This window comes from Sinomonas soli (genome assembly GCF_054782415.1).
The window spans coordinates 248,711-272,202 of the sequence record NZ_BAAGSN010000006.1 but is presented as its reverse complement, the minus strand read 5'-3'; the positions used below and the strand labels follow the sequence as shown (position 1 = coordinate 272,202).

20 protein-coding genes and 1 tRNA gene are annotated in these 23,492 nt (G+C 73.8%); 5 read left to right on the top strand and 16 right to left on the bottom strand.

Annotated elements, in window-relative coordinates:
- Positions 1-21 precede the first annotated feature (21 nt).
- Positions 22-2,781 (top strand): magnesium-translocating P-type ATPase, encoded by a 2,760-nt coding sequence (gene mgtA / locus ACYVKZ_RS06890; RefSeq protein ID WP_460991323.1) that lies wholly within the window; start codon positions 22-24, stop codon positions 2,779-2,781.
- Here the strand turns inward: mgtA and ACYVKZ_RS06885 are convergent.
- Both ACYVKZ_RS06885 and ACYVKZ_RS06880 read right to left on the bottom strand, forming a co-directional pair.
- Positions 2,778-3,659, bottom strand: a complete 882-nt coding sequence (locus ACYVKZ_RS06885) for a DNA-formamidopyrimidine glycosylase family protein (RefSeq protein WP_460991322.1) — start codon at positions 3,657-3,659, stop codon at positions 2,778-2,780. The genes mgtA and ACYVKZ_RS06885 overlap by 4 nt on opposite strands.
- Positions 3,660-3,671: 12 nt before the next feature.
- Positions 3,672-8,771, bottom strand: a complete 5,100-nt coding sequence (locus ACYVKZ_RS06880; RefSeq protein WP_460991320.1) for an Lhr family ATP-dependent helicase — start codon at positions 8,769-8,771, stop codon at positions 3,672-3,674.
- A 125-nt stretch (positions 8,772-8,896) separates the two neighbouring features.
- On the opposite strand from ACYVKZ_RS06880, the gene ACYVKZ_RS06875 reads away from it, so the two are divergent.
- Entirely contained in the window at positions 8,897-9,028 is a 132-nt protein-coding gene (locus tag ACYVKZ_RS06875) for a hypothetical protein (RefSeq protein ID WP_460991319.1), read from the top strand.
- Positions 9,029-9,269: 241 nt separating this feature from the next.
- Here the strand turns inward: ACYVKZ_RS06875 and ACYVKZ_RS06870 are convergent, their stop codons facing one another.
- The 10 genes from ACYVKZ_RS06870 to tadA all read right to left on the bottom strand — a co-directional run bounded on the left by ACYVKZ_RS06870 (position 9,270) and on the right by tadA (position 16,886).
- Positions 9,270-9,917 carry a DUF4232 domain-containing protein gene (locus tag ACYVKZ_RS06870; RefSeq protein WP_460991317.1) on the bottom strand — a complete coding sequence of 216 codons (648 nt, stop codon included), beginning with the start codon at positions 9,915-9,917 and terminating at the stop codon, positions 9,270-9,272.
- A gap of 111 nt (positions 9,918-10,028) precedes the next feature.
- The gene (locus ACYVKZ_RS06865) at positions 10,029-11,225 is read right to left on the bottom strand and encodes a sulfite oxidase (RefSeq protein ID WP_460991316.1); all 1,197 of its coding nucleotides are present in this window, start codon (positions 11,223-11,225) and stop codon (positions 10,029-10,031) included.
- A gap of 64 nt (positions 11,226-11,289) precedes the next feature.
- Entirely contained in the window at positions 11,290-12,477 is a 1,188-nt protein-coding gene (locus tag ACYVKZ_RS06860) for a cation:proton antiporter (RefSeq protein WP_460991315.1), read from the bottom strand.
- Between the two features lie 273 nt (positions 12,478-12,750).
- A tRNA-Ser gene (locus ACYVKZ_RS06855) sits at positions 12,751-12,835 on the bottom strand.
- A gap of 103 nt (positions 12,836-12,938) precedes the next feature.
- Complete coding sequence (locus tag ACYVKZ_RS06850; protein WP_460991314.1) at positions 12,939-13,820, bottom strand: DNA-3-methyladenine glycosylase family protein; 882 nt, start codon at positions 13,818-13,820, stop codon at positions 12,939-12,941.
- 54 nt (positions 13,821-13,874) lie between these two features.
- Positions 13,875-14,471: a DNA-3-methyladenine glycosylase I gene (locus ACYVKZ_RS06845; RefSeq protein ID WP_460991313.1), complete on the bottom strand. Its 597-nt coding sequence runs from the start codon at positions 14,469-14,471 to the stop codon at positions 13,875-13,877.
- An 11-nt stretch (positions 14,472-14,482) separates the two neighbouring features.
- A complete protein-coding gene (locus ACYVKZ_RS06840) occupies positions 14,483-15,154 on the bottom strand; it encodes an alpha-ketoglutarate-dependent dioxygenase AlkB family protein (protein WP_460991312.1) in 672 nt (223 codons plus the stop codon).
- Complete coding sequence (locus ACYVKZ_RS06835) at positions 15,151-15,816, bottom strand: methylated-DNA--[protein]-cysteine S-methyltransferase (protein ID WP_460991311.1); 666 nt, start codon at positions 15,814-15,816, stop codon at positions 15,151-15,153. The genes ACYVKZ_RS06840 and ACYVKZ_RS06835 overlap by 4 nt, the downstream gene beginning before the upstream one ends.
- On the bottom strand, positions 15,813-16,313 hold the full coding sequence (locus ACYVKZ_RS06830; RefSeq protein WP_460991310.1) for an RNA polymerase sigma factor: 501 nt from the start codon (positions 16,311-16,313) through the stop codon (positions 15,813-15,815). Before ACYVKZ_RS06830 ends, ACYVKZ_RS06835 begins: the two co-directional genes overlap by 4 nt.
- A gap of 75 nt (positions 16,314-16,388) precedes the next feature.
- Entirely contained in the window at positions 16,389-16,886 is a 498-nt protein-coding gene (gene tadA / locus ACYVKZ_RS06825; RefSeq protein WP_460991309.1) for a tRNA adenosine(34) deaminase TadA, read from the bottom strand.
- 96 nt (positions 16,887-16,982) lie between these two features.
- Here tadA and ACYVKZ_RS06820 point away from each other — a divergent pair, with 96 nt between their 5' ends.
- Positions 16,983-17,765 carry a phosphatase PAP2 family protein gene (locus ACYVKZ_RS06820; protein WP_460991308.1) on the top strand — a complete coding sequence of 261 codons (783 nt, stop codon included), beginning with the start codon at positions 16,983-16,985 and terminating at the stop codon, positions 17,763-17,765.
- A 59-nt stretch (positions 17,766-17,824) separates the two neighbouring features.
- Positions 17,825-18,460, top strand: coding sequence for a uracil phosphoribosyltransferase (gene upp, locus ACYVKZ_RS06815; protein WP_460991307.1), 636 nt, complete (start codon positions 17,825-17,827; stop codon positions 18,458-18,460).
- Positions 18,461-18,490: 30 nt separating this feature from the next.
- On the opposite strand, the gene ACYVKZ_RS06810 is transcribed toward upp, so the two are convergent.
- The 3 genes from ACYVKZ_RS06810 to ACYVKZ_RS06800 all read right to left on the bottom strand — a co-directional run bounded on the left by ACYVKZ_RS06810 (position 18,491) and on the right by ACYVKZ_RS06800 (position 20,693).
- Complete coding sequence (locus ACYVKZ_RS06810) at positions 18,491-19,306, bottom strand: hypothetical protein (protein WP_460991306.1); 816 nt, start codon at positions 19,304-19,306, stop codon at positions 18,491-18,493.
- Positions 19,303-19,890, bottom strand: coding sequence for an RNA polymerase sigma factor (locus ACYVKZ_RS06805; RefSeq protein WP_460991305.1), 588 nt, complete (start codon positions 19,888-19,890; stop codon positions 19,303-19,305). The genes ACYVKZ_RS06810 and ACYVKZ_RS06805 overlap by 4 nt, the downstream gene beginning before the upstream one ends.
- Positions 19,891-20,000: 110 nt before the next feature.
- A complete protein-coding gene (locus ACYVKZ_RS06800; RefSeq protein ID WP_460991304.1) occupies positions 20,001-20,693 on the bottom strand; it encodes a protein tyrosine phosphatase in 693 nt (230 codons plus the stop codon).
- Between the two features lie 200 nt (positions 20,694-20,893).
- Here ACYVKZ_RS06800 and ACYVKZ_RS06795 point away from each other — a divergent pair, with 200 nt between their 5' ends.
- Positions 20,894-21,268, top strand: coding sequence for a VOC family protein (locus tag ACYVKZ_RS06795; RefSeq protein WP_460991303.1), 375 nt, complete (start codon positions 20,894-20,896; stop codon positions 21,266-21,268).
- Between the two features lie 33 nt (positions 21,269-21,301).
- Here the strand turns inward: ACYVKZ_RS06795 and ACYVKZ_RS06790 are convergent, their stop codons facing one another.
- Positions 21,302-23,479 (bottom strand): ATP-dependent DNA ligase, encoded by a 2,178-nt coding sequence (locus ACYVKZ_RS06790; protein WP_460991302.1) that lies wholly within the window; start codon positions 23,477-23,479, stop codon positions 21,302-21,304.
- Between the last annotated feature and the right edge of the window lie 13 nt (positions 23,480-23,492).

The following is a 23,492-nucleotide window of genomic DNA, read 5'->3' as shown; positions in this document are numbered from 1 at the left end:
CGCCCGGCGTAGCATGGCCCCGTGAGCGTCGAGACCGTCTCCGAGCGGGTCCAGCTGGCCGTCGCCGAGGCCGCGGCCATGCCCATCGAGGGGGTCCTCGCGGTCCTCGGCACGTCCGCCCGCGGGCTCGACGAGGCCGAGGCCGCCCGCCGGCTCGCGCAGGGCGCCAACGTGCTCGAGGCGCGCCGGGTGAGCTGGTTCCACGTGCTCGTGCGCCAGTTCGCGAGCCCACTGCAGGCGCTGCTCGTCGCGGCCGCCGCGATGTCCTTCGCCACAGGGGACCGCCTCAACGCGAGCATCATCGTCGCCATACTGCTCGGCAGCGCGCTGCTCGGGTTCGTCAACGAGTTCCGGGCGGAGAAGACCGCCGCGGACCTCCACAGCCGGATCTCGCACACGGTGGTCGCGGTACGCGGCGGGACCGAGCGGACGGTGCCGGTGCGCGAGCTCGTCCCGGGGGACGTCATCAGGGTCAGCCTCGGCGGCATCGTCCCGGCGGATGCCCGCGTCCTCGAGGCCGTGGGGCTCGAGGCCGACGAGGGCGTCCTCACCGGCGAGTCGGCCCCTGTCGAGAAGTCCCCGGAGGCCGTGCCCCCGGGCTCCGACCTCGCGGACCTGACCGACTGCGTCCTCATGGGGACGGTGGTCCACGCCGGCTCGGCGCGCGCGGTGGTGACGGCGACCGGGCGCGGCACGGAGTTCGGCCGGATCGCCGCCGGCCTCGCCCAGGGCCTGCCCGAGACGGCCTTCCAGCGGGGCCTCAAGGAGTTCTCCCTCATGCTCCTGTGGGTCGGCGTCGCGCTGACCGCCGGCATCCTCGTGATCAACCTGCTCCTGCAGCGGCCGTTCCTGGACTCGGTCCTGTTCTCCCTTGCGATCGCCGTGGGCATCACGCCGCAGCTGCTGCCCGCCGTCGTGAGCACCTCCCTCGCGGCCGGCTCCCGCCTGCTGGCCAAGCGCGGCGTGCTCGTCAAGCGGCTCCTCGCGATAGAGGACCTGGGGAACCTCGACGTCCTCATCACCGACAAGACGGGGACCCTCACCGAGGGCCGGATCGGCTTCGAGGAAGCGGTGCCCGCGGCCCCCCGGGGTGCGGGCGACGCGGCCGGGCCCGACGCGGCCCCGGGCCAGGCCGAGCGGCGGCTCGCCGAGCTCGCCATGCTGTGCTGCGAGGCCGACCCCTCGGTGCCCGGCGCCTCCGGGGCGGGACAGAACCCCGTGGACGCCGCGCTGTGGGAGGCCTTCGAGGGCCTTCCCGCCGCCCTCGCGGACCGCCGCCGGCTCTCGCTGCGGCCGTTCGACCACGAGAGCCGGACCATGGAGACGGTGGTCGCCCCCGCCGTGGGCGGCGAGGGGCCCGTGCGCATCCTCAAGGGGGCCCCCGAGGCCGTCCTCGAGGCCTGCGCGGGCGTCAGCGACGCTGACCGCGCCGCGCTCGAGGGGCTGTTCCGGCGCGGGGCGCGGGTGGTCGCCGTCGCGAGCGGCCCGGCCTCCGGAGCGGCTCCGGCGGCGCACGACGGCCCCGGGAAGCTCGCGCTCGCCGGGTACCTCAGCTTCATCGACCGGCCCAAGGCGGACGCGCGCGAGTCGCTCGCGCGGCTCGAAGGCCTCGGCGTCGACGTCAAGATCGCCACCGGCGACAACGCGCTCGTCGCCGAGCATGTCACCTCGGTGCTCAAGATGAGCCCGGGCTCGGTGCTGACCGGCACCGAGGTCGAGGCCATGGACGACGACGCCCTCGCGGCGGCCGCGCCCGGAACCCGCGTGTTCGCCCGGGTCTCGCCCGAGCAGAAGGCCCGGATCGTCACGGTCCTGCGGCGCACCCACTCCGTCGGCTTCCTCGGCGACGGCGTCAACGACGCGCTCGCGCTCAACAGGGCGGACGTGGGGATCTCCGTCGACTCGGCGACGGATGTCGCGAAGGACGCGGCCGACGTCGTGCTCCTCGAGAAGGACCTCGGCGTCCTGACCGACGGCGTCACCGGGGGCCGGCGGATCTTCGCCAACACGATCAAGTACCTGCTCATGGGCACGAGCAGCAACTTCGGCAACATGTTCTCGGCCGCGGCCGCGAGCGCGTTCCTGACCTTCCTGCCCATGCTCCCGGGCCAGATCCTGCTCAACAATCTGCTCTACGACTCGAGCCAGCTCGCCATCCCGACCGACAGGGTGGACCGCGAACAGCTGCGCAAGCCCGCCCACTGGGACATCGGGGCGATCCGGCGGTTCATGGTCGTGTTCGGGCCCATCTCCTCGCTGTTCGACTTCGCGACGTTCGGGCTCATGCTGTGGGTCTTCAACGCCGCGCCCGAGGAATTCCGGGCCGGCTGGTTCGTGGAGTCGCTCGCGACCCAGACCCTCATCGTGTTCGCGATCCGCACGCGCCGCATCCCGTTCCTGCGCTCCCGGGCCTCGGTCGCGCTGACGGCCAGCGTGCTCGCCGTCGTGGTGGTCGGCGCGGTGCTGCCGTACACGCCCGCCGGGGCCCTCGTCGGGTTCCACCCCCTCCCGGCGGACTTCTTCCTCGCGCTCGTGGGGATGGTGCTCCTGTACCTGGTCCTCGTCGAGGTCGCCAAGCACTTCTACTACCGCGCCGCCGACGCCCGCCTGGCCCGCGAGGCCCCCGCCCGCGCGCAGGCCCGCATGGCCGCCCGCGTCGCCCTCGGGCTGCACCACGGCGGCGCCCGGGTGCATCGGCGCGCGGCGCCGTTCCTCGTGCACACGGGCAGGCCGAAGTTCCGGCGTCCGCCGGGCCACGGGGTTGCCCCGGGCCGCCGCTAGCTGCGCCCCCGGCCGGGCTGGTCCAGCCGCGGCGGCTGGCAGCTGGGGCAGTAGTAGATGTCGCGCTCCCGGCTGTCCCCGAGGCGCGTCCCCGTGCCCGGCACCGGCTCGGCGAGCGTGCTGTGCCGGATCCGGGTCCTGCAGCGCAGGCACGGCTGCCCGGCGCGCCCGTACACCCAGGTGCCGTTGCGCGGGCCGAATCCGCCCACCGTGTTCCGGGACCGCGCCTTGTTCGCCTCGAGGAGCCGCTTGGCCGTCGCGACCATCCCCGCGAGGTCCGGGACCTCGCCGACCGGGGTGTCCGGATGCACGCGGGACAGGAAGCACAGCTCGCACCGGTAGATGTTGCCGACTCCGGCGAGGTTGCGCTGGTCGAGCAGCGCGAGGCCGATGGCGCGGTCGGGCTGCGCGCGCAGGTTCGCCTCGGCGCGCTCAGGGTCCCAGTCCGGGCCGAGCAGGTCGGGGCCGAGGTGGCCGACGGCGTCGCCCTCCTGTGCGGTCCCGATCACCTCGAGCATCCCGAGGGAGAAGCCCACGGCGCTCGTGCCGTCCTCCGCAGTGAGGGCCGCGCGCGCCGTGTGCGCGGGCTTGCGCCACCGCTCGCCGGGGCCATAGACCTGCCAGCTGCCCTCCATCGAGAGGTGGGAGTGGATGCTGAGGCGGCCCTCGGGGGCCATTGCGGCGGCGCCGTCGGGCCCGGGCGGGGCGAGGCGGTGGAGGAGGTGCTTGCCGCGGGAGACGACCTCGAGGACGGTCCAGCCGGACAGGTCCAGGGTCGCGAACGCGGGCACGCGGAAGTCGCTCGCGGCGAGGCGCTTGCCGGCGAGGGCCGCGTCCATCCTGCGCGCGGCCTGGTAGACGTTGTCACCCTCGGGCACCAGGCTGGATCCTCACGCTCTGATCCTCACGCCGCGAGGGGTCGAGTAGGCCCCGGCGGCGGTGAGCGCGCCCGCGAGCGGCGTGCCGAGGAGGTCGTGGCCGTTGACCTTCTCCATGGCGAGCTTGTCCACCGCCCCGCCGCGCACGACGCCGACGAGCGCCTCCGCGGCGGCCACCAGCACGGCGTCGTCCTCGGTGAAGGCCAGCAGCGTCTTCCCGCCGCGCTCGACGTACAGGGCGAGCGCGCCGTCGACCGTCACGACGAGCGCGCCGGCCTTGCGGCCGGGCCGGTGGCCGGTGGCCGCCCCGGGGACCTCCGGCCAGGCGAGGGCGGCTCCGTAGGGGTTCGCCGGGTCCGTCGCGGCGAGGGCGAGCGCGTCGAGCGGCGGGGCGGCGCCCGGGTCCTCGGAAACGTCGTCGCGCGTGAACTGCCGCAGCCGGTCCACGGTGGCGGGGACGGCGAACTGCGCGGCGCCGAGCCGGTCCACGAAGTAGCCCCGGCGGCACACCCCGGACTCCTCGAGGCGCGAGAGGACCTTGTAGAGCAGCCCGAAGCCGCCGGGGACGTTCTCGGCCATGACGGATCCGCGCGTGAGGACGCCGTAGCGGTCCATGAGCAGCTGCGCGAGCGCGTGGGTCTTGATCGTCGTCTCGAGCTGGACCGAGTGCACGGCGGACCAGCGCCCGGCGGCCATGGGAGGGGCCGTGGCCGAGGGCGCGTCGAAACCGCGGGCCCCGGCGGCGCCGAGACGGCTGACGCCCCGGAGCGAGGTGCCGATCCGGCCCCCGCGGAGGCCTGCGTGGCCGAGTGAGCGCACGCGCGGCGTCCTGGAGGGCTGGCGGTGGGCGGTGTGGCCGGAGTCGAGCATGGCCCGCACGGGGCCGAACGTGTCTCCCGTGAGGCGTCCTGCCCACACGAGGCCCCAGATCGACTGGAGCACGGCCTCGTCGGTCGGGACCGGCCCCGCCTGGCCGCCCTCGCCTCCCGGGTCGCGGGCGGCGTCTGCCACCTGGCGGAAGAAGTAGCCCCCACCGCCAGCGAGGAGGTCGAGGACGCGCTGCTGCGCGGCGTCGGGCGCGAACTCGGGGTCCGGGGCCAAGGTGAGCGCGGCAGACTCCGCCAGGTGCAGGCTGATCCAGCCGTCGTTGCCGGGGATGGGCCCGGCCCCCGTCCAGAGAACCTCCCCGCTGGCCATGAGCTCGTCCAGTAGCGCGGGCGCGTAGTCGGAGACGCGCGAGGGCAGCACGAGCGATTCCCACGCGCTCGCCGGCACCGGCACGCCCGCGAGCTGGTCCACGGCCGTGAGCACGCCGTCGAGCCCCTTGAGGCCGCCGCGCGGGCGCGGCCTGCCCCGGCTGTCCTTGGCATCGCCGATGTGCTGCCAGGCGGCGAGGAAGCGGGCGAACGCGGCCTGCTCCACCGGCTCGACGTCGGCCCGCAGCGCGGCGAGCGAGCGCCGGCGGACCCTCCGCAGGACCTCGGCATCGCACCATTCCTCGGCAGGGGACGCCGTGGCGTCGCCGGCGCGGGGGCGGAAGGAGCCCTCGATGACGCGGCCGTCCGCGGCGAGCCGCTTGAGGGTGGTGTGCACGACGGCGACGCCGAGCCCGAGCCTGGCCGCCGCCTCTGGCGCGGTGAACGGCGCGTGCGTTCGCGCGTACCGGCCCACGAGGTCGCCGAGCGGGTCGGCGACCGGCTCGATGAACGCGAGCGGAATACCCACCGGCAGGGGCACCCCGAGCGCGTCCCGCAGCCGGGAGGCGTCCTCGACGGCGGCGTACCGCTCCGCGCCCCCGACGCTCACCACCAGGGCCCGGCGCGCCGACACCAGCTCCTTCAGGTCCGCCTCGACGACGGCGACGTGCAATGGAGGGCTGGAGAGATCGACGGTGGCCGGGGAGTGGCTTCGGGCGTCCGCGTAGCGGGCGCGGCCCCCGTCGGTCTCGGAGACCTGGAGGCGGGCGGCCACCTCGTCGACCGATAGCGGCCCCAGCAACCGGAGCAGGTCTGCCGCGCCCTCGAGGCCCTTGAGCTTCCGGTCCTCGGCCAGCCGCTGGAGTTCGCGCTCGGTCTGCTCGATCACCTTGGGGTCGAGCAGCTCGCTGAGCTCGGCGCGCCCGAGGAGCTCGTTGAGGAGCGTCGAGTCGAGGGAGAGTGCAGCCGCGCGCCGCTCGGCCAGCGGCGAGTCGCCCTCGTACAGGAACTGGGCGACGTAGCCGAACAGCAGCGACCGCGCGAACGGCGAGGGCTGCTGGGTGGTGGTCTCGACGAGCTGGAGCTCGCGCCGTTCCACCGCCGAGGCCACGTCGCGGAGGGCAGGGAGGTCGTAGACGTCCTGGAGGCACTCGCGCACGGCCTCGAGGATGATCGGGAACTGGGGGTACTTCTTGGCCACGTCGAGAAGCTGCGAGGCGCGCTGGCGCTGCTGCCACAAGGGCTGGCGTTTGCCGGGGTTGGGCCGGGGGAGCAGGAGGGCGCGGGCGGCGCACTCGCGGAAGCGCGCGGCGAACAGGGCGGACCCGCCGACCTCCTCCGTGACGATCCCCTCGAGCTCGTCGGGGTCGAACACGAACAGCTCGGCGCCGGGGGGCTCGTCCTCCATCATGGGCACCCGCAGGACAATGCCGTCGTCGGCCGCCATCGCGGAGCCGTCGAGGCCGTACCGCTCGCTCAGCCGGCGCCCCACGGCGAGGGCCCACGGTGCGTGGACGGGCATCCCGAAGGGGGAGTGCAGCACCACGCGCCAGTCGCCGAGCTCGTCCTGGAACCGCTCGACCACGAGGGTGCGGTCGTTCGGGACCAGATTGGTGGCCTGCTTCTGCTCGTCGAGGTACTGCAGGAGGTTGCCTGCGGCGAAGGCATCGAGCCCCGCGGCTTCGATGCGGGCGAGGGCGTGCTCCCGGTCGGCACCCGAGACCTCGCGCTGGAAGGCGCCGAGGGCGCGTCCGAGCTCGACCGGCCGGCCCGCGCCGTCGCCCTTCCAGAAGGGGAGCTTGCCGGGCTGGCCGAAGGCGGGGGAGACGAGCACCCGGTCGTGGGTGATGTCCTCGATCTTCCAGCTCGTGGCCCCGAGCGCGAACACGTCCCCCACCCGGGACTCGTAGACCATCTCCTCGTCGAGCTCGCCGACGCGGCGGCCGCCGCGCGCGGCCTGGGACGCCGTGGTGCCCTCCTCGTCGCTGCCGACGATGAACACGCCGAAGAGGCCCCGGTCCGGGATGGTGCCGCCGGAGGTGACCGCGAGCCGCTGGGCGCCGGGACGGCCCTCGATGGTCCCCTCCGTGCGGTCCCAGACGATGCGGGGGCGGAGTTCGGCGAACTCGTCGGAGGGGTACTTGCCGGAGAGGAGGTCCAGCGTCGCATCGAAGGCGGAGCGCGGGAGGGTGGCGAAGGGGGCGGAGCGGCGGATGACATCGAACCACTCCTCGACGTCGACGGGCCCGAGTGCCGTGGCCGCCACCGTCTGCTGGGCGAGGATGTCGAGCGGATTGGCCGGGACGCGCAGGGCCTCGATCTGGCCCGCCAGCATGCGCTCGACCGTGATGGCGGTGTGCACGAGGTCCGCGCGGTGCTTGGGGAACAGGACGCCCTGGGAGACCTCGCCGACCTGGTGGCCGGCGCGGCCCACGCGCTGGAGGCCGGAGGCGACCGAAGGCGGGGACTCGACCTGGATGACGAGGTCCACGAGCCCCATGTCGATGCCGAGCTCGAGGCTGCTCGTGGCCACCACGCAGCGCAGGCGCCCGGTCTTGAGGTCGTCCTCGATCTGGGCGCGCTGCTCCTTCGAGACCGACCCGTGGTGGGCCCGGGCCAGCACCGGGTCCGCGCCGGCGCTCTGGCCCGCCTGCGCCATCATCTCCGCGGGGGTGCGGCGGGACAGCGTCGCGGCGACAGCCTCGGCGGCCTGCCCCGCGGTGGTGGGCCCGCGCTCCTGTCCCGTCCCGGGGCCGTCCGCGAGGGGCTCGTCCCACACGCTCGGCTGCATCCGCTCGGCGTAGATCTCGTTCAGCCGGCCCGTGAGCCGCTCGGCGAGCCGGCGCGAGTTGGAGAACACGATGGTGGACCTGTTGGCGAGGATCAGGTCGACGATCTTCTCCTCGACGTGCGGCCAGATCGAGGCCTGCGGCTGCAGGCCCGAGGCGGGCCCGGCGTCGTGCGCTGCGGCGGCGCCCTGCAGGTCGCTCATGTCCTCGACCGGGACGGTGACCGTGAGCTCCCAGGTCTTCGCGGCCGGGGGTGCCACGACCTCGCAGGGGGCCCGGCCGGCGAGGAACTGGGCCACGAGCTCCTTGGGCTCGACGGTCGCCGAGAGCCCGATGCGCTGCGCCGGCTTGGGCAGGATCGCGTCGAGGCGCTCGAGGGTCACCGCAAGGTGCGCGCCGCGCTTGGTCCCGGCGACCGCGTGCACCTCGTCCACGATCACGGTCTCGACCTCGGAGAGTGTCTCGCGGGCCTGCGAGGTCAGCATCAGGTACAGCGATTCGGGGGTCGTGATGAGGATGTCCGGCGGGTTCGACAGCAGGGCGCGCCGGTCCGACGCCGAGGTGTCGCCGCTGCGCACGCCCACGCTCACCTCGGGCACCTCGACGCCGAGGCGCCGGGCCGTCTGGGAGATGCCGATCAGCGGCGCGCGCAGGTTCCGTTCGACGTCGACCCCGAGGGCCTTGAGCGGGGAGATGTACAGGACCTTCGTGTGGTTCTTCGGCGTACGACGCCGGCCCCCGCCGCGCGCGGTCGCCGCTCCGGGCGTGGTAGCCGGCTCCAGGTCCGCGGCGCCGAGACCGGGAAGCGCCGCCTCCTCGGGCCGGGACGGGACGGGCGGCGCCCCGGACGCCCCGGGCGGGGCGGCGCCGTCGTGCGCCAGGAGGCGGTCGAGCGAGAAGAGGAAGGCCGCGAGTGTCTTGCCGGAGCCGGTGGGCGCCACGACGAGCGTGTGCCGCCCGGAGGAGATGACCTCCCAGGCACCGGCCTGGGCGGGCGTCGGGCGGCGGAAGGCGCCCAGGAACCACTCGCGGGTGGCAGCGCCGAAGCGGTCCAGCACCGCCACGTCTCCGGCTGCCACGGCCGGGTCCTCCTGAACACCCTGTCTCACCCGACCATCATCCTCCATGCCTACGACATTCCTGTCCGTGGCCCTGCTGCCGCCGCCGCGCACGGCTGGCTTTTATTTATTTCTCCGGTATGGTCGTGGGCACAGGTATTCCAGTTTTCGAATTCACACATCAGGGAGCTGAAATGTCGGGAAAGTCGCCGCGAAATTCGAAGAACCTCAAGCAGGGGCGGTCCATCAAGGAAAAGCGGGCCGACAAGAAGGCGAAGGCCGCCACGGAGCAGTTCCTGCCGCGGCGGCGCAAGGGCGCCCTCTGAGCGAGGCCCGGCCCAGTGCCGGGCTCCCCAGGGGGTCGGCCGGCAGCCCGGCTCCGCGGCTTCGCCGCGTTGAGCAGTCCACGGGTGCCGGCGCGGACGGCCGGAGTGCTCTGAGCCTCCGGCCGTCCCTCTCGCGCCGCACGTGGGCTGCGCATGAAGAAGCCGAGGCCGGAGAATTCCCTGAACAATTGTCCTCAGGCAATTTCCCGGCCCGGATGCGCAGAATATCCCCGCGCGGAAATCAGGAAGGCTGGAAGGCGCGCAGCGTCAGCAGATGGATGTCGCCATTCGAGCAGGCCGTGACCTGGGCGGGAATGAACAGCGACCCGTAGTCCTCCGGCGGGTACACCCGGTAGCCCGCGGCGGTCACCGCCGTGCACCCCGTGTAGTTCCGCGCCTGGTGCAGCCCGAAGTCCGCCGCGCCGCTCTGGCCCGGCTGGAGCACGATCGGCACGACGGGCACCGTGGTGTCCCGGTCGGCCGGTGCGCCGATGGGGGCGCCGTTGGGGCCGTCTGTCAGGGAGACGCCGGCAAAGCCCTCGAGGAGGCAGGGCGACTGGGAGACGTTCTTGAGGGCGATCTTCTGGTACACGGTCCCGGCGGCACCGCCCGCGCCGGGCTGCAGGCTGCCCTGGAGCTGGTTCGAGACGCACCGGGCCACTCCGCCGGCAGCGGGGGTGGAAGCGGCCGGGCTCCCCGTGCCCGGCGTCGCGCTGTCGGATCCCGTCGGGGTCCCGCTGGAGGAGGCGCTCGCGCTCGAGGACGCGGGGCTGGGCGAGGCGGACGAGGGCGACGCGGCCGACTGGGCGCCCCCCGTGCCGCAGCCGGCCAGCACCGCTGCGAGGGCGAGCGGTGAGAGGAGAGCAAGGCTGCGCTGGACGCGGTTCATAATCCCACAATTCACTCCCGTCACACTGGCGTCAAGGCACGACACGGCCACAGTCCGGCCACGGCGTTCTGCAGCCCGTGGCCCCGCGGGCGGCCGTGGGAGGGGGCCGCCTCAGGCGCGGACGTCGACCACGGTCTCCTGGACGGCGTTGTTGCCCATTCCCTGGAACGTCCAGGCCTGCTCGAGGGGCTGGACGTTGCCGCCGGCGTCGGTGGCCCGGCTGGCGAGCGCGTGGGTGCCAGGAGCAGCGATCCAGGGCAGCATGAACTCCTGCCAGGCGTGCGCTGCGCCCGGCGGCTCCACCTGTGCCTCCGCCCAGGCCCCGTCGATCGCGACCTCGACCCTCACCACCGGCCCCTCGCCCGACCAGGCCCTGCCGTGGAGCGTCGTGGGCCCGGCCCCGAGGGTCCGGCGCCGCGTGAAGAAGTCGGGCATGCCGGGCGGGACCATCAGCGAGCGCACTCTCATGCGGCCCACCGGCTCGCCCGGATCGTCCGCGTCCCGCGAGTAGCGGTAGGTGCTCTCGTTCTGGAACACGTGCGCTGGCCGGTCGAGCACCTCGATCGAGGTGAGCCACTTCACGCTCGCCATCCCATACCACCCCGGCACGAGGAGCCGCAGCGGGTAGCCGTGCTGGGGCGGGAGGGGCTGGCCGCCCATCTCGTAGGCGAGGAGCACCTCTGGGGCCATTGCCTCGTCCGCCCGCAGCGAGCGGGCGTAGTCCTGCTCGAGACCGCCCTGGACGCCGCGGTCGGCGCCGGTGAAGACGACGTCGACGGCCTCGGCGCCGATGCCGGCCTCGGCCAGGAGCGGGGCGAGGGGAGTCCCGGTCCACTCCGCGGTGCCCACGGCGCCCGTGTCCCACGGGATGCTCTGGGGGCGGGGCTCGAGGCGCCCCCGTCCGTTGCCGGCGCACTCGAGGGTGACTGCCGCCGTGCGGCGGGGGCGCCGTCGGATCTCGCTGAGGGTGAGGTCGAGGGGGTGCCCGAGTGACCCGTGGATCCTCAGGCGCCAGTCCTCAGGGTGCAGGTCGGGGATGTCGAAGTGGACCACGGTGTAGTGCAGGCCGGGGGGGGTCAGGGGCCAGCGGAGGGCCTCGAGCGGAGCGGAGTGGTTGCGGCGGGCCAGCTCGAGCTCTTCGCCGGTGACCGGCCCCGTGAGGGGCGGCCGCGGCGGGGCGGGGGCGGCCGCGGCGGAGCCACCGGCTTCTGGCGTGCGGACGCCGGCCCGGGCGGCGTCCTGGACCGTCGCGGCCCGGGCCCTCTCATGGTGGTGCGGCCGGTGCGGGGTGCTGATCTTGGCTCGCATGCGGCCAGTGTGGGCTCGGACGCGGACGGTGTCCAGAGCCGCGTCCCGGCCGTGGGGTGCGGTCCTACTGGGCCGGTCGGGCGCCCCCGTCGGCGGGGGCGGCCGGCCCCGGCGCCGGTCGCGCCCCGGCGGCGCGCTGGGCAGCCCAGGAGGCTGCCGCCGTCGTGCTCCCGATGGTGAGGAGCGCGCCGAGGAGGAGCGCGGAGTCCTCGCCAGGCGCGAGGACTCCGAGGCTGCGTCCGATCGTCGCGGCGGCGACCGGGACCCCGAGCTGGGCAGCCGAGCCGATCGCGAACGGCAGGGGGAGGCCCGTCATGCGGCCCACGGCGTGGGCGACCACCGCGCCGCCGCCGAGCAGCAGGCCGAGCACGATCATCTGCGGGTGGCCGCCGAGCTGGCGCAGGTCGATCGAGGCGCCGAGCCACACGAAGAACACGGGGCCCAGGAAGCCGTCGTTGAGGGCGAACAGCTGGCGCGCCAGCCTCCGAGGCTCGCCCACGGCGGAGACCGCGAGGCCGAACGCGAAGCCCGAGAGCATGACCGACACGTGCGTGAACACGGCCAGCCCTGCCAGGGCGAACAGGATCGAGAGCTGGATGCGCAGCTCCAGGGCGAACTTGCGCTCCTCGGAGAAGCTGTGGAGACGCTGCCGCGAGCCGTCCCTTTCGAAGTGCCGCAGCGCCCACCAGAGCACGAGGGCGCAGACGGCCACTGCCAACGCCCCGATCGCCTTGGGCCCGGCATTGGCCGGGTCGATGGCGAGCGGCAGCGCCACGATCGCCGCCACGTCCGCGAGCGCGACCTGGGCCGTGAGCTCGAGGACGCTGCGGCCGGTGAGTTTGAGCGAGTCGACGATCGGCAGCACGAGCGCTGCGGAGGACGAGGCCATGAGGACCACATACAGGGGAGCATGGGCCGAGCCGATCAGGAGGGCGATCCCGATCCCGAGCCCGGCGGCGACGGCCGATGTCACGGCCATCCGGAGGGCGCCCTTGCCGACGGCCTCCCGGATGGTCCGGTCCCGCACCGGCACATGGGTTCCCGCCACGAACATCATCAGGGCGAAGCCGAGGTCGGCGAGGAAGACCAGCGTCTCGTTGCCGGAGTCGACCCAGCCGAGCAGCGACTTGCCGACCACGACGCCGGCGATGAGCTCGCCGAGCACGAGCGGCAGGTGCCAGGACCTCCTGGCCGCGAGCGCCGGACCGAGGAGCGCGACGATGCAGATGAGGGACAGCTCGACGAAGGACACCTCTCGTGCCCTCACTCGCTCCGGGGCGGGAGGTCCGCGGTCTTGACGGGGCTGAGGTCGGAGCGGACGTGGGCGTTGGCCTCGTCGAGCCATCTCGCGGCCATGGGTTCCCTCTCGTTTCAACGCTGTGGGCGGCATACTACGCCGTGGGCCATGGAACGAGCAGGTACAGCCGGCGAGCGGGCCGCCGCCTGCCGGGCGCGGTCGGCGCAGGGAATGACGAAGGCCTCGCGATCCCCGGCATTCCGGGGAAGGCGAGGCCTTCGTGCTGGGCGGTGGTGGAGGGATTTGAACCCCCGTTGGGTTGCCCCAAACATCATTTCGAGTGATGCACCTTCGGCCGCTCGGACACACCACCAGCAGGCATCTACTCTACCGAGTCGGGCCGCTGAGTCCAAACTGGGGCGATGTGCCCGGACCGGCCCCGGTCTCCGCTGTGCCCTGCCTCGGCCGCCGGGTGCTCAGCGCGTGTAGGCCGTGGCGGTCCACAGGTGCACGAGTGCATACGCCCGGAACGGCCGCCACGCCTCGGCGCGGCGGGCGGCCTCGGCCGCGCTGATGCCGCCGAGGGCGCGGCGCAGCACGAGGTCGCCGGGGGCAAAGGCATCCGGTTTGCCTGTGCGGACCTCGAGGTAGTCCGCGGTCCAGGGGCCCACGCCGGGGACCGCGAGGAGTTCCTCACGCGTGAGCCGCAGGGCGGTGTCCCCGGGGGAGTGGCTCCGGTCTGCGAGGGCCTGTGCGAGGGCGCGGACCGTGCGGGCGCGGGAGGACGTCAGGCCGACGGCGGACTGGAGGTCCTCGGCCCGGACCCCGGCGAGGGCGGCGGCGGTGGGGAACTGGGCCAGCCGGTGGGGGCCGGGCTCGCCGTAGGCGGCGACGAGCCGTCCCGCGAACGTGCGGCCCGCAGCGAGCGAGACCTGCTGGCCCAGCACGGTCGTCACGGCCGTCTGGAAGGCGTCCGTCGTTCCGGTGACCCGCAGCGCGGGCCGGGCCTCCACGAGGGGCCGGAGGAGGGGGTCCGCCCGCAGCGCCGCGCGGACGGGGCCCAGGTCGGTTGCGAGGTCCAGCCACGCCCGCACCGCCGGGACCACGGACGCGACGACCTCGTGGGCCGCGCGGATGGCGAGGTCCACGCCGTCGGCATCGAGCTGCACCGAGACGGCGACGGGTCCGCCGGCGGTGTGGACGAGCCGCTCGTGGGTGCCCGCGGCGAGGTCGGTGCGCTCGGCGCCCGGCACGGTGTGGGCGGCGAGGCCCGCGAGCATCGCGGCGGGAGCGAGGCCGCCCGGCGCCTCCAGCCGGAGGGGAGCAGCGGCGGCCTCCGGAGGGCGGGGCTCTGGCACCGTTCCGCCGTGCTCAGGCACTGTGGACCCCGCGCTGTGCGCGACCACCGGGGGCTACGCCCACACGCCCGAGCTGCCCCGGCGATGGCTGCCCACGAGGTGGGTGTCGATGATGCCGATGGCCTCCATGAGCGCGAACATCGTGGTCGGGCCCACGAACGCGAAGCCCTTCTTGCGCAGCGCCTTCGAGAGCGCGATCGATTCCGGCGATGTGGACGGGATCTCGGCGAAGGAGGCGGGCGCCGGAGTCTCGGCGGGCTGGAACGACCACACGAACTCCGCCAGGCCGCCCTCCTCGCGCAGTGCGAGCGTGGCCGCGGCGTTGGTGACGGCGGCGTTGATCTTGGCCCGGTTGCGGACGATTCCCTCGTCGAGCATGAGCCGCTCGACGTCCTCCGGCGTGAACCGTGCGACCGCCTCGGGGCCGAAGCCGGCGAAGGCCGCGCGGAACGCGGGCCGCTTGCGCAGGATCGTGGCCCAAGAGAGGCCGGCCTGGAAGCCCTCGAGGCAGATCCGCTCGTAGACGCCCTGCTCGTCGCGGACGGGCATGCCCCACTCGGTGTCGTAGTACTCGCGCATCAGCGCGTCCGCGCTGGCCCACACAGGCCGGGACAGGCCGTCCTCGCCGGTGATCAGTGCTGCCTCGGCCATGGGGTGCTCCTTCAGTCCAGTCCGGTCACGCGGAGGGTGATGTTGATGCGCCCGGCCTCGAGGCCACACCCGGAGGGCGCGGTGCCCGGGTAGGTCTTCATGACGCCGTGGAAGGCGAGCCGCGCCGGACCGCCGAACACGAAGAGGTCGCCGGAGGCCAGCACGAGGTCCTCATGCGGCCGGCCCCGTGACTCGGAGTTGCCGAAGCGGAAGAGGCAGCTGTCCCCGACGGACAGGGACACGACCGGCTCGCGGGAGACCTCATCCTTGTCCTGGTGCATGCCCATTCGCGCTGCGTCGTCGTAGTAGTTCACCAGGGCTGTGTCGGGGGCGTACTGCTGGGCCGCCTCGCCGGGGCCGTAGGCCTCGGCGACGGCGAGCCGGCCCACGCGCCCGAGCCAGCCGGGAAGCGGCAGCACGCGGGCTCCGTTGACGTCGGTGGCCTCGCGGGAATAGCGGTAGGGCTGCCAGTGCCAGCCCAGACACACGGTCTTCACGGACATCTCGTGTCCCCGAACGGCCGCGGCCCGAGGTGGCACCGGTCCCGCAGACCACTGGCGGAACTGCCCGGTGATCCATGCCTGCTGCTCGAGGGTGAGCCACCCGGGCACATGCACGGCGCCCGGCGCGAGCTCGCGGCGGGGCCGCTCGAGCAGGTCGTCGCCGAAGAGTGTGCCGCTCACGCGGCCGCCTCGAGGGAGAGGAGCGCCGTCTTCGCCTCCAGGCCGCCGATGTAGCCGCCGAGGCTCCCGTCGGAGCGCAGCACCCGGTGGCACGGGATCACGAGCGGGAGGGGATTGGTCGCGCAGGCGGTGCCGACGGCGCGGACGGCCTTCGGGTTCCCCACGGCCCGGGCGACCTCGGTGTAGCTCTCGGTGGCGCCGAAGGGGATCTCGCCGAGGTGGGCGAGGACGGTGCGGCGGAACCCGGCGGAGAGGCTCAGGTCCAGGGGCAGGTCGAAGCGTGTGCGCCGTCCGGCGAAGTATTCCTCGATCTCCCGGGCGGCGGAGCCCAGGCGGCCGGGGGCCTCGAGGATGCGCGGGCTCAGCCGGTCGGCGAGCGTCTGCAGGACGGCGTCGAGGCCCTCGCGTTCGAAGGCCACGCGGACCAGGCCGCGTTCGGTCGCGGCGACGAGGAGCTGGCCCAGCGGCGAGTCGACCACCCGGTAGGCGACGTCGAGCAGTCCCTCCCGGCCGGCCTCGGCCGCCAGCGTTCCGCGCAGCCGCTCGAGGGTGCCGGGCTCGATGGCCGTCAGGTGGGGCGCGACGGCCAGGTCCACGGTGCCGAGGGCCAGCTCGGCGGGATCCGCGCCGGTCGCGGTCGTGTCGGTGTGGGGGCGGTTCATGAGGGATCTCCTTCGGGCAGCAGATCTGCCGAGACGAGGGCGCGCAGCTTCCTGAGCCCGTCCGCGGCGGAGCGGCGGGCCGCGGCGGGAGTGCCGCCGACGATCGCGGCGATCTCCCCGAAGGGCAGGTCGCCGAGGTAACGGTAGGCGATGACGCGCCGCTGCTTGTCCGGCAGGCGCGCAACCTGGCCCCACAGGCCGCTGTCCGGCGGGGCGGGGTTCCCCAGGGGCGAGCGTCCCTCCGGCACCGACTCGACCGGGACGGCGCGGCGCCCCGCTGCCCGGACGGCGTCGAGGGAGCGGCGGTGGGCGATGGTCACGAGCCAGGCCTCGACGTTGGCATCGGGCGGGAGGTCGGTGTAGGCGCGCAGGGCCGACAGGAAGGTCTCCTGCCAGACGTCCTCGGCGTCCAGCGGGCCGACGACCGCGCGGCACACCCGCAGCACCGAGGCTCCGTGGAGCTCGACGAGCTTTTCGAAGGGCTGTTTCGTGTCCATCACCATGAAGACGCCGGGGAGGCCGGAAATGTGAGGTCGCCGGCCGAGGTCATGGCCATCATTCCACCCAGGGGCTCAGCGGTGCTGGGCGAAGAACCCGCGCAGGAGCGCCCCGCACTCCTCCTCGAGCACACCCGGGTAAACCTCGACCCAGTGGTTGAGGCGCCGTTCGCGGAGGATGTCGAACACGCTGCCTGCCGCGCCGGCCTTCTCGTCCCAGGCGCCGAAGACCACGCGGGGGATTCTCGCCAGGACGATCGCGCCCGCGCACATCGCGCAGGGCTCGAGGGTGACCACGAGGGTGCAGTCGGCCAGCCGCCAGCCGTCGCCGTCGCCCTGATGCGCGAGCACAGCCGCCGCGGCGCGGATCGCCTGGACCTCCGCGTGCGCCGTCGGGTCGCCCAGCGCCTCGCGTTCGTTGCGCCCGGCCGCGACCACCGCGCCGTCGGGCCCCACGACGACGGCCCCGATCGGCACGTCCCCGGTCGTCTCTGCGGCCCGGGCCTCCTCGAGGGCGCGCCGCATCCACGAGACGTGGGCGCGGTCCTGCGTGTGCGGTCCGGGGGCGGGCATGGCTCCAATGATAGGTTCGGGCGCAGACGGCACAGACGGCACGCCCTGCGGCAGCCGGCCGCATCCGGCCGGAACGCCGGGGGAGAGGAGGCGCGCGTGGACGAGGGAGGCGCGCTGGGCCGCTGGGCGGCCGAGATCGGCCGCCGGCTCGGCCCCAACACCACGATGTGGGTGCTGCTCGCTGTGGGGGCTGCCCTGACCCTCGGGTTCTCCTGGGCCGGCGGCGAGGTGTACGAGTCGGTGGTGAAGCGGGACGAGCTCGCGGCGCTGGACCAGCCGGTGCTCGATTGGGCGGTCTCCGCCCGGACCCCGACGCTCGACGCGGCGGTCACCGTCGTCACCGACATCGGCGGTGGGGTGATCGCGCCGATCGTGGCGGCCGCGGCGATGGTGCTCCTGGCCGTGTGGATGCGCCACTGGCGGCCCCTCGTCCTCGTGCCGGCGGCGGCCCTCGGCTCGCTGTCCGCGACCGTCTTCGGCAAGCAGCTCACGGGCCGGGCCCGGCCGCCGCACGAGCTCGCGGTCCCCCCGTACGAGTACTCCGCATCCTTCCCGAGCGGGCACACCCTCAACGCAACGGTCATCGCCGGGATCGTGGTCTACCTCGTCTGCCTCCGGGTCCGCAGCGCGTGGACCCGCACCGCGGTGATCTGCCTCGGCGCGGTCTATGCCCTCGCGATCGGCCTCTCCCGGGTCTTCCTCGGCCACCACTGGCTCACCGACGTCGTGGCCGCCTGGTTCCTGGGATGCGCGTGGCTGACGGTGGTGATCATTGCCCACCAGGTCTTCCACCTCGTGCGCCGCTCACGGGCGGAGCACGCCACTGCCGAGGCCGCGCCCGACGGCGGCGGGCGGGTGCCGCCGTCGTCCTCGCTCTGACGAGAAGGCGAGGGCCGGACGGGGTGAGCCGGGCAGACGGGACTGGTAGGTTCTCTGCCATGCGAACTCTCGTCGTCGACCACCCCCTCGTCGCGCACAAGCTGACCGTGCTGCGGGACAAGAACACCCCCAGCCCGGTGTTCCGGCAGCTGGCCGAGGAGCTCGTGACCCTCCTGGCCTACGAAGCCACCCGCGAGGTGCGCACCGAGCCCGTGACGATCGAGACTCCTGTCACCACCACCGTGGGGACGGCCTTCACCAAGCCCACCCCACTGGTGGTGCCGATCCTGCGGGCGGGCCTGGGCATGCTCGAGGGCATGGTCAAGCTCGTGCCGACGGCGGAGGTCGGCTTCCTCGGGATGGCCCGGGACGAGGAGACGCTCGACATCGTCACCTACGCGGAGCGGCTGCCGGAGGACCTCACGGGCCGCCAGGTGTTCGTGCTCGATCCCATGCTCGCCACCGGGGGAACCCTGAGCGAGGCCGTGAAGTTCCTCTTCCGCCGCGGGGCCAGCGATGTCACGTGCATCTGCCTGCTGGCCGCGCCCGAGGGGCTCGAGCGCCTCGGGAAGGGCCTGGGGGATGCGAACGTGAAGATCGTCCTCGCCTCGATCGACGAGCGGCTCAACGAGAAGGCCTACATCGTTCCCGGGCTCGGGGACGCGGGCGACCGCCTCTACGGCCTGGCCAAGTAGCGGGCCGCCCGCGCCGGAGGGCCTGCCGTCCTACGGCAGCTTCGGCAGCAGGCCGGAGAGCAGCGACGGCGACGTGGGCGCGGGCGGCAGGTGCGGCATGGTGGGCACCGCGCTGGGAGCCAGCGAGGGCGGGCTGAGCGGCAGCTGCGGGAGCGGCACCCCGGGGACGCTCGCCGCCGGAGCGGGAACGGACGGTGTGACGGGCGACGCCGCCCGGGTCGACTTGGGGACGACGCCGGCCGGGCCCTGGGTGCCCTCGGGGGCCGACGTGCTCGCCGGTCCCGGGACGGCGGGCGCTACCCGGGCCGGCAGCGGCGCGTGGCCGGTACCGTCCGGGGACGGTGACTGGCTCGGCGCGTTGTCCACAGCGGTGGTGCCGCTGCCCGGCCAGAGGTGGAAGCCGTCCTGGGCCACGGCGGCCGCGCCGGCGGAGGCCGCACCGGCGGTGATCGCGATGATGAGCGCTGTCGTGGCTGGGCGGCCGCGCCGCCGGCGGGGCCGCGAGCGGGTGCTGCGGGCCGCCTCGAGGTCCACCACGGTGGCCGGCGCGGGCTCGTGCCCGGCCTCCGGGAGCTGCTCGGGTGCGGCAGGCTGGAGGGCGGTGACGGCGGCCGGGAGCTGCACGGGTGCGGCAGGCTGGACAGCGGTGACGGCCGCCGGGGCGGCCGCGGCGGCGCCGGCGGCGAGGACGCTGCTGATCCGGCGGTTGGGGAGCACAGGCTCGGACTCTGCGAGCCCGCGGAGCTCGGCGAGGACCGGACGGAGGGACTCGGCGTCCTCGGAGTCCAGTCCCTCGAGGAGCTCGTCGACGACGTCGAGGTCGTCCGGGTCAAAGGCGGAAGTCATGGCCTGCTCAGTTCTGTGGTCGGCACGTGCGTGCGGAGTTCGTTCAGGGCCCGGCGCTGGAGCTGCTTGACGGCGCCCGTGGTCCGACCCATGACCGCGGCGGTCTCCTCGATCGAGAGGTCGGCGACGATGCGCAGGAGGAGGACTTCGCGGTAGTCCTCCGAGAGCCTGCCGAGCAGGGCGAGTGCGCCGCTGTCCGCGACGACGGCATCCTCGGGGGTCGTGGCCGCGCGGCGGGGATCCGTCTCTGCCTCGTGGGGCACCAGATAGGGGGTCCTCGCCCTGCGCCGGTGATGGTCGACGGCGCGCCCGTGGGCGATGGTGAAGGCCAGGGCCTTCGTTCCCGCGAGGCCGCCGGTGAAGCCGGGCCCCTCGTCGGTGCCGCCCTGGGTGAGCCGTGTGTAGAGGGCCAGGAAGACGTCGTGCGTCACGGCGTCGGGGTCGTCAATGCCCCGCGCGCGCAGGTAGCCCCTGACGGGGCCCGAGTACTCGCGGTAGGCGGCGGTGAAGAGTGCTTCCGGGCTGTCCTGATCGTCCGCGGCGATCACCACTCCGGGGTCCTCGCTCGTGTGCAACCACTCCATCCTGTCCATCGGCCACGGCGCATGGCGCCCGTGGGGGACGGGCACTGTGCCGGTTCGTGCCGGAGCCGCCGCAGGGGCGGCTCCGGCACGGTCAAACACCCTACCGCAGGTTACTGGTGAAGGGTGCTGCCGAGATCGGAGGGCACGGCGGGGACGCTCGGGGCGGCCGGGACGCTCGGCAGCGAGCCCTGGGCCGGCACGGCGGGGACGCTCGGGAGGGCCGGCGTGCCGGGGACCGCGGCCTTGGCGGCCGACGCGGCGGTGCCGACGGCCTGCTTCACGGAGCCTGCGGCGGTCTGGGCATCGAGGCCCTGGCAGTAGGCGGCGATGTTGGCCTGGCCCTTGGCCGCGACCTCGAGGCTCTTGAAGCCGGCCGAGGAGGCGTTGAGCGAGCCGTTGGCGTCCGCATGGCACAGGCCGACGAGGTCGAGGTCCGCGGCACCGGTGGAGCTGCCCTCGGCGGACGAGCCGGCGGTGCCGGCGGCCTTCTGGGCGGCGGCGGCCGCGCCCTGGGCCTGGGAAGCGGCCTTGGTGGCGGCGTCCTTGGCCTGGGCGGCACCCTTGGACGCGACGTCCTGGACCTTCTGGCCCGCGGCGGTCGCATCGCCCTTCGCCGCGTCCACGGCGGTCTGGGGCGCCGGGGCGCCGAGGACCTGGTGGGCCACGCCCTGGGCCTCGGCCGGAAGGGCGCCGGCGTACGCGGCGGTTCCCACGCCGCCGACCGTGAGGACACCCAGCGCGGCGGCGCTGGCGGCGATCTTGCCCGACGTGAGGCCAGAGGTGATGACGGTGAGGATCGACATGGATCGGCTCCTAAGGATCGAAGTCAGTGGACAGGACGCCAAGCACGCGCCCTACACCCCTTGAACCGACCGGTGCCGTGGAAAGGTCACTCGCTCCCGAGAATTCTTTTGAGAAGTTTCCCGACGGCTGCGGACCGTCCCTGTCCGCAGCCGTCCGCCGGTCCCTTCCGGGGCCGTCCGCCCGCGTCTAGCGTGGGCGCATGGACTGGAAAATCGAACTGGCCTTCATCCCCGTGAGCGACGTCGACCGATCCATCGACTTCTACGTCAACAAGGTCGGCTTCCACCTCGACTACGACCAGCGGGTCAGCGAGGAGCTGCGCTTCGTGCAGATCACCCCGCCGGGGTCCGCGTGCTCGATCGCGTTCGGCGAGGGCCTGTCCGAGAAGCCGCCCGGCACTGCGGCCCTGCAGATCGTGGTCGCGGACATCACCGCGGCGCACGACGAGCTGGCCGCCCGCGGCGTCGAGGTCAGCGACGTCCAGGTCCTCGACTGGGGCCACTTCGTGAACTTCGAGGACCCGGACGGCAACCGCTGGGCGATCCAGTACCTCCCGAACCGGCCCAAGGGCTGACTCGCCTGCGCGCCGGCAGCCGCTGCGGCAGGCCTACCGGTCCCCGCTCAGCACCGAGGACAGGTCGTAGCTGACCGGTTCCTCCAGCTGGTCGTAGGTGCAGGACGAGGGCGAGCGGTCCTCCCGCCACCGCACCCACTGGGCGGTGTGCCGGAAGCGGTCCCCCTCGGTGTGGTCGTAGCGCACCTCGGCGACGCGTTCCGGCCGCAGCGGGATGAAGGAGAGGTCCTTGTTCGCGTTCCAGCGGGAGTGGGCGGCCGCGGTCGGGGTGCGCGGGATCGACTGGTCCCGGTTGTCCGGCGACTCCTTCGCGGGCTGGGCCCACGCCCACGGATGGTCTTCGAAGGTCGTGACGAGGGGCTGCAGCTCGGTGAACAGCTCGCGCCGGCGAGCCATCGGGAACGCCCCGACGACCCCCACCGAGTGGAGCTGGCCCTTGTCGTCGTGCAGGCCAAGGAGCAGGGAGCCGATGGCGTCGGGCTCGTCCTTGTACAGCCGGTACCCGGCGACGACGCAGTCCGCCGTCCGCTCGTGCTTCAGCTTCGACATGATCCGCTTGTCCTCGGCGTAGGGCTCCCCGAGCGGCTTGGCCACGATGCCGTCCAGGCCTGCCCCCTCGAAGGCGGTGAACCACTCCAGCGCGAGGGCGGGGTCCCGGGTCGCGTCGGTGAGGTAGACCGGCGGCTCTGCGCCCTCCATGGCCTCCTCGAGCGCCGCCCGCCGCTCCGCGAACGGGCGCTCGACGTAGTTGGCCTGCCCCAGCGCCAGCAGGTCGAACGCCACGAAGCTGGCGGGCATGGCGGCGCTGAGCTTGGCGATGCGTGATGCCGCCGGATGGATCCGCTGCTGCAGCGCGTCGAAGTTCAGGCGGTCCCCGGACTCGGGGTCCACCAGGATGATCTCGCCGTCGATGACCGAGTGGTCGGGGAGGTTCTCCACGAAGGCGGCGACGAGCTCCGGGAAGTAGCGGGTCATGGGCAGGGCATTGCGCGAGCCGATCTCGACCCTGTCGCCCGAGCGCCAGACGATCGCGCGGAAGCCGTCCCACTTGGGCTCGTAGAGGAAGTCCCCTTCCGGCAGCTTCTTGACCGGCTTGGCGAGCATCGGCCCGTACGGGGGTGCGATGGCGGTGCCCCACTCGGCGTCCCGCTCCGCCTTGGGCGCCAGGTAGTCGGCGTCCGAGCGGTCGGCCTTGCGCTTGCTGGGCGGCACGCGCGGCGGTTCGCCGGGCATCTTGGGGTAGTCGGGCGGGAAGTTCAGCTCGCCGAGCCCGCGCTCGAGGTCCCGCTCCCACAGTGCCAGTGCCCCGCCGACGTCGCCCGCGGTGCGGTCGATGTCCGTCCAAGGGCATTCCCGGCTGGCCAGGAGCGCCGGGACCGTGCGCACTGTGAAGTCGCGCGGGTCGGCGTCGGCCAGCTCGTCCCAGGTCAGCGGGGTCGAGACCGGCGCGTGCGGCAGGGGCCGGGGCGAGTACGCGGCGGCGATCGTGCGGTCCCGGTTGGCCTGGTTGAAGTCGACGAAGACCCGCTCGCCGCGCTCCTCCTTCCACCAGGACGTGGTGACCAGCTCCGGCAGCCGCCGCTCGAGCTCGCGGGCGATCCCGATGACGCCGTGGCGCACGTGCTGGAACTCGTGCGTGGGCCGGATCCGCGCGTAGACGTGGACGCCCCGGTTGCCGGAGGTCTTCGCGTAGGCCGTGAGCCCGGCCTCGGCCATGACCTCGCGGAGGGCCTGGGCCGCGGCGACGGCGTCTGCGAAGGTCCGTCCCGGCTGCGGGTCCAGATCGATGCGCAGCTCGTCCGGGTTGTCCAGATTGGCGGTGCGCACCGGCCAGGGATGGAAGGTCACCGTTCCCATCTGGGCGGCCCAGGCCAGCGCAGCCGGCTCGTCGAACACGAGCTGGTCGTGGCGCCGGCGGGACGGGTAGGTGCACGTGACCGTCCTGAGGTAGGCCGGCGCGCCCCGCGGCGGCCGCTTGGAGAAGAACTCCTCGCCGTCGATCCCCTCGGGGAAGCGCTGCAGCGTCATGGGCCGGTCCCCGTTGAGGTGGAGGAACGGCGCGGCCACCGCCAGCAGATATCCCGCAAGGTCCCGCTTCGTGAGGGGGCCACCGCCGTCGGTGCCGGGCCAGAGCACCTTGTCCGGGCTGCTCAGCTTCACCTCCCGCACGCCGTCGGGGCCGTCCACGCGCAGGATCTCGGAATCCGCCATGGGCCCACCGTAG